The sequence below is a fragment of the Streptococcus pseudopneumoniae genome (assembly GCF_001072665.1).
In the GTDB taxonomy this organism is placed as follows: Bacteria; Bacillota; Bacilli; order Lactobacillales; family Streptococcaceae; genus Streptococcus; species Streptococcus pseudopneumoniae_S.
The window spans coordinates 1-10,490 of the sequence record NZ_JVJI01000044.1 but is presented as its reverse complement, the minus strand read 5'-3'; the positions used below and the strand labels follow the sequence as shown (position 1 = coordinate 10,490).

The 10,490-nt window shown below is 40.2% G+C and carries 8 protein-coding genes; 7 read left to right on the top strand and 1 reads right to left on the bottom strand.

Features of this window, described 5'->3' with window-relative positions:
- Positions 1 to 135: 135 nt before the first annotated feature.
- Together ADH52_RS03070 and ADH52_RS03065 are read left to right on the top strand one after the other, a co-directional pair.
- Positions 136 to 414 carry a DUF6110 family protein gene (locus tag ADH52_RS03070; RefSeq protein ID WP_000910910.1) on the top strand — a complete coding sequence of 93 codons (279 nt, stop codon included), beginning with the start codon at positions 136 to 138 and terminating at the stop codon, positions 412 to 414.
- A gap of 1 nt (position 415) precedes the next feature.
- Positions 416 to 2,479, top strand: a complete 2,064-nt coding sequence (locus ADH52_RS03065) for a heavy metal translocating P-type ATPase (protein WP_049510022.1) — start codon at positions 416 to 418, stop codon at positions 2,477 to 2,479.
- Positions 2,480 to 2,557: 78 nt separating this feature from the next.
- Here the strand turns inward: ADH52_RS03065 and tyrS are convergent, their stop codons facing one another.
- On the bottom strand, positions 2,558 to 3,814 hold the full coding sequence (gene tyrS, locus ADH52_RS03060) for a tyrosine--tRNA ligase (protein ID WP_000546884.1): 1,257 nt from the start codon (positions 3,812 to 3,814) through the stop codon (positions 2,558 to 2,560).
- Between the two features lie 141 nt (positions 3,815 to 3,955).
- On the opposite strand from tyrS, the gene pbp1b reads away from it, so the two are divergent.
- The 5 genes from pbp1b (at position 3,956) to comGB (ending at position 10,430) form a co-directional block, all read left to right on the top strand.
- Complete coding sequence (pbp1b, locus tag ADH52_RS03055; RefSeq protein ID WP_049510021.1) at positions 3,956 to 6,406, top strand: penicillin-binding protein PBP1B; 2,451 nt, start codon at positions 3,956 to 3,958, stop codon at positions 6,404 to 6,406.
- Positions 6,407 to 6,875: 469 nt separating this feature from the next.
- Entirely contained in the window at positions 6,876 to 7,934 is a 1,059-nt protein-coding gene (locus tag ADH52_RS03050) for a zinc-dependent alcohol dehydrogenase family protein (protein ID WP_049510020.1), read from the top strand.
- Between the two features lie 149 nt (positions 7,935 to 8,083).
- A complete protein-coding gene (locus ADH52_RS03045) occupies positions 8,084 to 8,449 on the top strand; it encodes a DUF1033 family protein (protein WP_000286405.1) in 366 nt (121 codons plus the stop codon).
- A 75-nt stretch (positions 8,450 to 8,524) separates the two neighbouring features.
- On the top strand, positions 8,525 to 9,466 hold the full coding sequence (gene comGA / locus ADH52_RS03040) for a competence type IV pilus ATPase ComGA (protein WP_049510019.1): 942 nt from the start codon (positions 8,525 to 8,527) through the stop codon (positions 9,464 to 9,466).
- A complete protein-coding gene (gene comGB / locus ADH52_RS03035; protein ID WP_080977877.1) occupies positions 9,414 to 10,430 on the top strand; it encodes a competence type IV pilus assembly protein ComGB in 1,017 nt (338 codons plus the stop codon). The genes comGA and comGB overlap by 53 nt, the downstream gene beginning before the upstream one ends.
- Positions 10,431 to 10,490 lie beyond the last annotated feature (60 nt).

Genomic DNA, 10,490 nt, shown 5'->3' with positions numbered 1-10,490 from the left:
CCGTACTCAAGTACAGCCTGCGGCTAGTTTCCTAGTTTGCTCTTTGATTTTCATTGAGTATAATTCTCCAATTTATGAAATGACATTGCTTTTATATCTAAATTGCTATATAATAATGATAAGGAGGAAATAAGTATGTTAAAAGAAGTACTAACCGTCGCAAAAGTTGCGAAAAAATCATCACTCTTTTTGGGTGGTGTCGCATTTGGTACCCTTGGTTTGAAAATCTTGGCAAGTAAGGAAGCTAAAAAAGGTTATTCTAAAGCTTTGGCTAAGGCTTACAAGTTGAAAGACGGGCTAGATGCATCTGTTTCTGTTGTGAAACAACATGGAGACGATGTCTTGCAAGATGCCAAATATTTGTACGAGCAAGAGAAAAAAGAAGAGCAATTAGATAGCCTTATAGGGGAATAATATGTCTTTTAAAGTGCTACATAGAGGATACCAACTTATCCGACTATCATCTTCTTTTTCACTCACCTTGGATATTCAAGACTATCTTCGTTCCTTGGCGAGAGATGAAAAGGGAATTGAGTCTATCCAGTTTTACATGGATCAACAGCACTTTACTCTACGTATAAAAGAAGGCTTCTCTGTATTAGATAATGCAGAAGCCTTTTTAAAAAGAATTGATAAAGGGAAAGTTTCTGAGTTGATGACTCTTCCTGTTCGTAGAGAAGAGAGTGCCTATTCTATCGTTTCAGGTGCAGCGATTAAGCGTGTGCTTTTTCGTAGTCTTGTGCCGTCTCCTATTCGCTATATATGGACTTGTTATCAGGCTTTTGGATATGTTAAAGAAGCCTATCAAACACTAGCGCGTAAGGAACTAACGATGGAAGTCTTGGACTGTTCGGCTATTTTATTGTCTTTGTTTATGAACCAATCCAAGACTGCCAGCAACATCATGTTTATGCTTGATTTGGGGAATTATTTAGATCAGTGGTCCTTGAAAAAAACTGCAACAGATTTAGAACAAAGCCTTCTTGCAAAAGAAAGCGATGTATTCTTGGCACAGGGCGATACAGTCGTTAGTATCAAGAGTTCCGATGTTCAAATAGGAGATGTCTTGGTCCTATCTCAAGGAAATGAAATTCTGTTTGATGGACAAGTAGTTTCAGGTTTAGGTATGGTCAACGAAAGTTCCTTGACGGGAGAGAGTTTTCCGGTTGAAAAAAGAGAGTCTGATTCGGTTTGTGCAAACACAGTCTTGGAGACTGGGGAGCTACGCATTCGTGTAACCGATAATCAGATGAACAGCCGTATTTTACAACTGATTGAGTTGATGAAGAAATCTGAAGAAAACAAGAAAACGAAACAACGCTATTTCATCAAGATGGCGGATAAGGTCGTCAAATATAATTTCTTGGGGGCTGGGCTGACTTACCTATTGACAGGTTCTTTTTCTAAGGCTATTTCTTTCCTATTGGTCGATTTCTCCTGCGCTTTGAAAATCTCTACTCCTGTAGCTTATTTGACAGCTATCAAGGAGGGGTTGAATCGTGAAATGGTGATTAAGGATGGAGATGTTCTGGAGAAATACCTGGAAGTTGATACTTTCTTGTTTGATAAGACGGGAACAATCACAACTAGCTATCCTATAGTTGAAAAGGTGTTACCTTTTGGGGACTATAGTGAGGAAGATATTCTCAGAATCAGTGCCTGTCTTGAGGAACACATTTATCATCCTATTGCTAATGCCATCGTCAAGCAAGCTGAGATAGAGGGAATTGAACATGAGGAAATGCATGGGAAACTCCAATATATTGCAAGCAAGGGGATCAAATCTCATATAGATGGGCAACCAGTTCTTATTGGGAATTATGTCTTGATGCAGGATGAGCAGATTCATATCAGTTCAGAACAAAATGCTTTAATTGAAGAGTACAAGAGTCACTACAATCTCTTATTCTTGGCTTATCAGAATGAATTGATTGGAATGTTCTGCATTCATACTCCTTTGAGAAAAGAAGCAAAAGCAGCCTTGGAGAAACTTAAGGCACAAGGGAAAAAATTGATTCTGGCAACAGGGGACACCTTGGTTAGAACAGAGGAATTGGTAAAAGATTTGCCCTTTGATCAGGTCTATACAGACTTGAAACCTGATGGAAAATTTGAGTTAGTAGAGGAACTGCAGAAAGCAGGTCACACTATTTTGATGGTTGGAGATGGCTTGAATGACTCAGCGGCTCTAACCCTATCAGATATCGGTGTGGTGATGAATGAGAGTGCAGATATTTCTAAGCAGATGAGTGATATCTTATTGTTAGATAATCGCTTGGATTTCTTCCAAGAGTTGGATTCGCTATCATCATCTTTGCAAACACTCATCAAGAAGAATATTCAAGATACCGTTGTCGTAAATAGTAGTTTGATTGGCTTTGGCTTGTTTAATTGGCTCAGTCCTTCAAATCTCTCTATCTTACATAATCTAACAACCTTGCGCATTGTACTGCGTAGCCTGTCTATTAAGGCTAGATAGATGAAAGTTATTAACAGCAAAAAGGAGTTACCTTTCTCGAGGGCAACTCCTTTTTTTTATAGGTAAATGTTGAACAGTTTAGTAAGTCAATACAAAATATTTTTTCTTCCCACGACGGATAACAGTCAGTTCATTTTCTAACTTATCTGCGTCACTCAAGACATAGTCAAGGTCTTGGATGCGGTCGCCGTTGACGTAGATAGCTCCGTTTTGAACATCTTCACGGGCTTGGCGTTTTGAGTTTACTACACCAGATGAGACGAGCAGTTCCACGATATTGTGGTTTTCGTCTGCTTGTACTTGGTAGTTTGGCACTCCACGAAGTCCTTGTTTGAGCTCTTTAACAGAAAGGTTTTTGATGTTTCCTGCAAAGAGTTGCTCAGTGATGTTGAGGGCTTCTTTGTAAGCTTCTTCTCCGTGAACAAGTGTAACGACTTCACGAGCCAAGACTTTTTGAGCCAAGCGTTCGTGTGGCGCTGCTTCAAATTGTTTACGGATGTCTTCAATCTCATCAAGTGACAAGAAAGTAAAGATCTTCAAGAAGCGAACAGCGTCTGCGTCCATAACGTTCATCCAAAATTGGTACATTTCGTATGGAGAAGTCTTTTCAGGATTGAGCCAGACTGCGTTTCCTTCTGATTTACCAAATTTCTTACCAGTTGCATCTGTGATCAGTGGAACAGTGATAACGTGGCCAGTCTTATCAGCCTTACGACGAAGCAATTCAGTACCAGCTGTCATATTTCCCCACTGATCAGAACCACCGATTTGTAGCGTTACGTTGTGATCTTGGTTAAGGACGAAGAAGTCATAACCTTGCATGATTTGGTAGGCAAACTCAGTGTAAGAAATCCCTGTTTCGATCCGTTTTTTCACAGACTCCTTACTCATCATGTAGTTGACAGTAAAGTATTTTCCGATATCACGGAGGAAGTCAATGAAGCTGATGCTGCCAAACCAGTCGTAGTTGTTGACCATGACAGCTTTATTTTCCCCATTTTCAAAGTCAAGAAAACGAGAAAGTTGTCCTTGGATAGACTTGACCCAGCCATCTACTGTGTCTTTTGTTTGGAGACTACGTTCAGCATCTTTGAAGGACGGATCTCCGATGAGACCTGTAGCACCGCCAACGAGCGCATAAGGTTTGTGACCTGCTAGCTGCAAGCGACGACTTGTCAAGATTGCGACAAGGTGACCTAGGTGAAGGCTGTCAGCAGTTGGATCATAGCCAGTATAATAAGAAACTTGACCTTCTTCTAGGGCTTTACGCAAAGCTTCTTCATCAGTCGTTTGAAAAATCAAACCACGCTCTTTTAGCTCATCAAAAATGTGCATATGTCTTTTCTCCTTTTTAAAAATATTGTTTCTATCTATTGTATCACAAACTTGGGCAATAGCCTAGTAGAATAGGGAAGAAAGTGGCTATTTTATTGAAAGTTTCCCTTTTATGGTATAATAGTTACAGTGAGGAAATCCATGCAAAATCAATTAAATGAATTAAAACGAAAAATGCTGGAATTTTTCCAGCGAGTAAAATCAAAAATAAATCATAAAAAGTCAGAGAAAGTCTCAGAAGTGAAGAAGTCGGATGGGACAGGTGGGAAAGTTCTGGCTATCCTAGGTGGCATTTTAGTTGCTATTAAGGGCATTCTGAATACTCTCTTTATTCTAGGCTTTATCGGTGGGCTTTTTGGTGCTGGTGTAGCTCTTGGTTATGGAGTTGCTTTGTTTGACAAGGCCAAGGTTCCCCAATCGGAGGACTTGGTCAAGCAGGTTAAAAATATTTCTTCCATCTCAGAAATTGTTTACGCAGATGGGAGTGTCATTGCTTCTATCGAGAGTGATTTACTGAGAACTTCTGTCTCATCTGAGGAAATATCGGACAATCTCAAAAAGGCTATCGTTGCTACAGAGGATGAACATTTTCTTGAACATAACGGGGTTGTGCCAAAAGCTGTGATTCGGGCGACATTGGGAACCTTTGCAGGTTTGGGCTCATCTAGCGGGGGCTCGACCTTGACTCAACAGTTAATCAAGCAACAAGTGGTTGGAGATGCTCCGACTTTGGCTCGTAAGGCTACAGAAATTGTTGATGCCCTTGCCTTGGAACGTAGTATGAGTAAGGATGAAATCTTGACGACTTATCTCAATGTTGCTCCCTTTGGTCGAAATCATAAAGGGCAGAATATTGCAGGTGCCCAGCAAGCTGCTGAAGGGATTTTCGGTATCGATGCCAACAAGTTGAGTATTCCCCAAGCTGCCTTCCTAGCAGGTTTGCCACAGAGTCCGATTACTTATTCTCCTTATGAAAATACTGGAGAGTTAAAGAGTGATGAAGACTTAGAACTTGGTTTGAAGCGGGCCAAGGATGTTCTCTACAACATGTACCGCACGGGTGCTCTGACTCAGGAAGAATACGACCAGTACAAGGACTATAATCTCAAACAAGACTTCTTGCCATCAGGAACTGTCAATGTTGTTTCGAGGGATTATCTCTACTTTACAGCTATGGCTGAAGCGACAGACCGTATGTATGATTATTTAGTTCGACAGGACAATGTCTCTAACCAAGAGTTGAAAAATGAAGCGATTCGAAAGGCTTATCATGAGAGAGCTGAGCAGGAACTAAGTAATGGTGGCTACAAAATCACTACAACGATCAATAAAAAAATCCATGCGGCCATGCAAAATGCAGTTGCTAACTATGGTCATTTGGTAGATGATTCGACTGGGCAGCCTGAAGTAGGGAATGTTTTGATGGACAATAAAACGGGGGCTGTTCTAGGCTTTGTTGGTGGTCGTAATTACCAGACTAACCAAAACAATCACGCCTTTGACACCAAGCGTTCACCAGCCTCTACAACCAAGCCTTTGCTGGCCTACGGAATTGCCATTGATCAAGGTTTGATGGGAAGTGCTAGCATATTGTCAAATTATCCTACAAATTTTGCAAATGGTAGTCCGATTGTGCATGGTAGTAGTAAAGGCACAGATATGGTCAATTTGGGTGATGCTTTAAACTATTCATGGAATATTCCAGCCTATTGGACTTATCGCATGCTTCGTGAAAAAGGTGTCGATGTTAAGAGCTATATGGAGAAAATGGGTTACGAGATTCCAGAGTACGGTATCGAAAGTCTGCCTATGGGGGGTGGTATTGAAGTTACAGTTGCCCAGCATACCAATGGTTATCAAACACTTGCTAATAACGGTGTCTACCATCAGAAACATGTGATTTCTAAGATTGAATCATCTGATGGCACAGTAATCTATGAATTCCAAGACAAACCAGTTCAAGTGTATTCGAAGGCAACAGCAACGATTATGCAGAGTTTGCTTCGTGAGGTGATTTCATCTCGGATCACTTCAAGTTTCCAAACGGATTTGGCTTCTATCAATTCAAGCTTAGCTCGTGCAGACTGGATTGGTAAGACTGGTACAACCAATGAAGATGAAAATATGTGGCTCATGCTTTCGACGCCAAGATTGACTCTAGGTGGTTGGCTAGGTCATGATGACAACCGTCCAATGGCTAAGGGGGCTGGGCATTATCGAAATGCCAAATATATGGCCCACTTGGTCAATGCTATCCAACAGGCTGAGCCTGGTGTTTGGGGCAATGAACGCTTTAATCTTGATTCTAGTGTGACTCAATCTCAGGTCCTCAGATCAACAGGGCAGAAGCCTGGCAAAGTATCCGTTAATGGAAGAACAGTGGATCTTTCAGGTTCTACTGTAACGAGCTATTGGGCTACCAAGACGGGAGCTCCTACGACAAGCTATCACTTTGCTATTGGAGGAAGTGAAGCAGATTACCAAAATGCTTGGTCAAGTATTATTGGTAGTTTCTCATCTACACCAAGCTCAAGTAGTAGCTCTAGCAGTACATCAAGTTCATCTTCAACACAATCAAATAGTAGAAGATAGAGCTATAAAATAAAAATCTTAAATAACGGTCTTGAATCTCGTTAAGTGAGAAGCAAGGCCGTTATTGTGCTCTTAAAGACAAACGATATTATAAAAATTGTTAGTAAAATGTCTAATATATATTGCAACTTAGATAATATTGCAAAGATTATTCGTAATTTTAGTATAGAAATTTACTGAAAGTGCAATTGTTTTGGATGTCCTAGTGTTTCAATGATATAGAAGAATATTCTCCATCTATCAGTAATATCATTTTTGTTTAGTCGTTTGATGTTAATCGAAAGTTCTTATGGAGTAGTGAAATTTCTCTTTGTTAAGGATGAAAGCAGACTAGCTTCTGCTTTTTTATCTATATTGCTTTACTGGTAAATAAAATAGTTAAAAAAATCACAAAAACACTTGAAGAAGCAAATGAAAAGGCTTACAATTATATTATAAACAGTACAAATAAAAAAAGGAGGAGTGCTTTATGAAAGCCTATACTTATGTTAAACCAGGACTTGCTTCTTTTGTTGACGTTGACAAACCAGTGATTCGCAAGCCAACAGACGCTATTGTGCGTATCGTAAAAACTACTATTTGTGGAACAGACCTCCATATTATCAAAGGGGATGTCCCTGCTTGCCAAAGTGGTACCATTCTTGGTCACGAAGGAATTGGGATTGTTGAAGAAGTTGGAGAAGGAGTTTCGAACTTCAAAAAAGGCGACAAGGTCTTGATTTCTTGTGTTTGTGCCTGTGGTAAATGCTACTACTGTAAAAAAGGAATTTATGCCCACTGTGAAGACGAAGGGGGCTGGATTTTCGGTCACCTGATTGATGGTATGCAGGCTGAGTATTTACGTGTCCCTCATGCAGATAACACTCTTTACCATACTCCAGAAGACTTGTCAGATGAAGCCTTGGTTATGCTATCAGATATTTTGCCTACTGGGTATGAAATTGGTGTCTTGAAAGGGAAAGTAGAACCTGGTTGTAGTGTAGCCATTATTGGTTCAGGTCCAGTTGGATTGGCTGCTCTTTTAACAGCTCAATTCTACTCACCAGCTAAATTGATTATGGTGGACTTAGACGATAACCGCTTGGAAACTGCTGTATCATTTGGTGCGACTCATAAAGTTAATTCTTCAGACCCTGAAAAAGCAATTAAAGAAATTTATGATTTGACAGATGGTCGTGGTGTAGATGTTGCTATCGAAGCTGTTGGTATTCCTGCAACATTTGATTTCTGTCAAAAGATTATCGGTATAGACGGAACAGTTGCTAACTGTGGTGTACATGGTAAACCAGTTGAATTCGATTTAGATAAACTTTGGATTCGCAACATCAATGTAACAACTGGTTTGGTATCTACAAATACAACTCCACAATTGTTGAAAGCTCTTGAAAGTCATAAGATTGAACCAGAAAAATTGGTAACTCACTATTTCAAATTAAGTGAAATTGAAAAAGCCTATGAAGTCTTCAGTAAGGCAGCAGACCACCATGCAATCAAGGTCATTATCGAAAACGATATCTCGGAAGCCTAGGTAGTAACAAGATTTTGGAACATAAGCAAATAGAAATTCAGTCATCATAAGATGGCTGGATTTTTTATCTGGAAATTAAGAAATGAGCATATTTCTTTTCTTGTCTGGCGGAATTGGTTATAATATACGGTACAAAGGAATGAATGAATATGTATCGTGTTATAGAAATGTACGGAGATTTTGAACCGTGGTGGTTCTTAGAAGGTTGGGAAGAAGACATTGTAGCAAGTAAGAAATTTGACCAGTATTATGATGCTCTCAAATACTACAAAACTTGCTGGTTTAGATTGGAACAAGAATCCCCTCTTTATAAAAGTAGAAGTGACTTGATGACTATTTTTTGGGATCCAGAAGATCAACGCTGGTGTGATGAATGTGATGAGTATTTACAACAATACCATTCTTTGGCTCTTTTGCAGGATGAGCAGGTTATCCCAGATGAAAAATTACGTCCAGGCTATGAAAAACAAACAGGTAAGGAAAGGCACCGTTCTTGCCGTATGAAATTAAAATAGAGAAAAAGTAACTTTTTGGAGTTGCTTTTTTTATTTTTCCCAATTTTTGCGAATAGTATAGGTGAGGAGGTAAGTATGGTTCAAGAAATTGCACAAGAAATCATTCGTTCGGCTCGGAAAAAAGGGGCGCAAGACATTTATTTTGTCCCCAAGTTAGACGCCTATGAGCTTCATATGAGGATAGGAGATGAGCGCTGTAAAATCGGTTCTTATGATTTTGAAAAGTTTGCGGCTGTCATCAGTCACTTTAAGTTTGTGGCGGGTATGAATGTTGGAGAAAAGAGACGTAGTCAACTTGGTTCCTGTGATTATGCCTATGACCAAAAGATGGCGTCTCTACGTCTATCTACTGTAGGCGATTATCGAGGGCAGGAGAGTCTGGTGATCCGCTTGTTGCATGATGAGGAGCAGGACTTGCATTTTTGGTTTCAGGATATTGAAGAATTGGGTAAGCGGTACAGGCAACGTGGTCTCTATCTCTTTGCTGGTCCAGTTGGAAGTGGCAAGACGACCTTGATGCACGAATTGGCCAAGTCTCTCTTTAAAGGACAGCAAGTTATGTCCATAGAAGATCCGGTAGAAATCAAGCAGGACGACATGCTTCAGTTGCAGTTGAATGAGGCGATTGGACTAACCTATGAAAATCTCATCAAACTTTCCCTACGTCATCGACCAGATCTCTTGATTATCGGAGAAATTCGAGACAGCGAAACGGCGCGTGCAGTGGTCAGAGCCAGTTTGACAGGGGCGACAGTCTTTTCAACCATTCATGCCAAGAGTATCCGAGGTGTTTATGAGCGCTTGCTGGAGTTGGGTGTGAGTGAGGAGGAATTAGCAGTCGTTCTGCAAGGAGTCTGCTACCAGAGATTAATCGGGGGAGGAGGAATCATTGACTTTGCAAACAAAGACTATCAAGAACACCAGCCAACTAGCTGGAATAAACAGATTGACCAGTTTCTTAAAGATGGACATATCACAAGTCTTCAGGCTGAAACGGAAAAAATTAGCTACAGCTAAGCAAAAAAATATCATCACCTTATTTAATAATCTCTTTTCCAGCGGTTTTCATCTAGTGGAGACTATCTCCTTTTTAGATAGGAGTGCCTTGTTGGACAAGCAGTGCGTGACCCAGATGCGCACGGGCTTGTCTCAGGGGAAATCATTCTCAGAAATGATGGAAGGTTTGGGATTTTCAAGTGCCATTGTCACTCAGTTATCCCTAGCGGAAGTCCATGGAAATCTCCACCTGAGTTTGGGAAAGATAGAAGAGTATCTAGACAATCTGGCCAAGATCAAGAAAAAATTAATTGAAGTAGCGACCTATCCTTTGATTTTACTGGGATTTCTTCTTTTAATCATGCTGGGGCTACGGAACTATCTACTACCACAACTGGATAGTAGCAATATTGCCACCCAAATTATCGGCAATCTGCCACAAATCTTTCTAGGAATGGTAGGCCTTGTTTCAGTAGGTGTCCTTTTAGCACTAACTTTTTATAAAAGAAGTTCTAAGATGCGCGTCTTTTCTATCCTAGCACGCCTTCCTTTTCTTGGAATCTTTGTGCAGACCTATTTGACAGCCTATTATGCGCGTGAATGGGGGAATATGATTTCACAGGGAATGGAGCTGACGCAGATTTTTCAGATCATGCAGGAACAGGGTTCTCATCTCTTTAAAGAAATCGGTCAAAATCTAGCTAGATCCTTACAAAATGGTCAGGAATTTTCTCAGACGATAGCGACATATCCATTCTTTAAGAAGGAGTTGAGCTTGATTATTGAATATGGGGAAGTCAAGTCCAAGCTGGGTAGTGAGTTGGAAATCTATGCTGAAAAAACTTGGGAGGCCTTTTTTACCCGAGTCAATCGCACCATGAATTTTGTGCAGCCACTGGTTTTTATCTTTGTGGCACTGATTATCGTTTTACTTTATGCGGCAATGCTCATGCCCGTGTATCAAAATATGGAGGTAAATTTTTAAAATGAAAAAAATGATGACATTCTTGAAAAAAGCTAAGGTTAAAGCTTTCACACTTGTGGA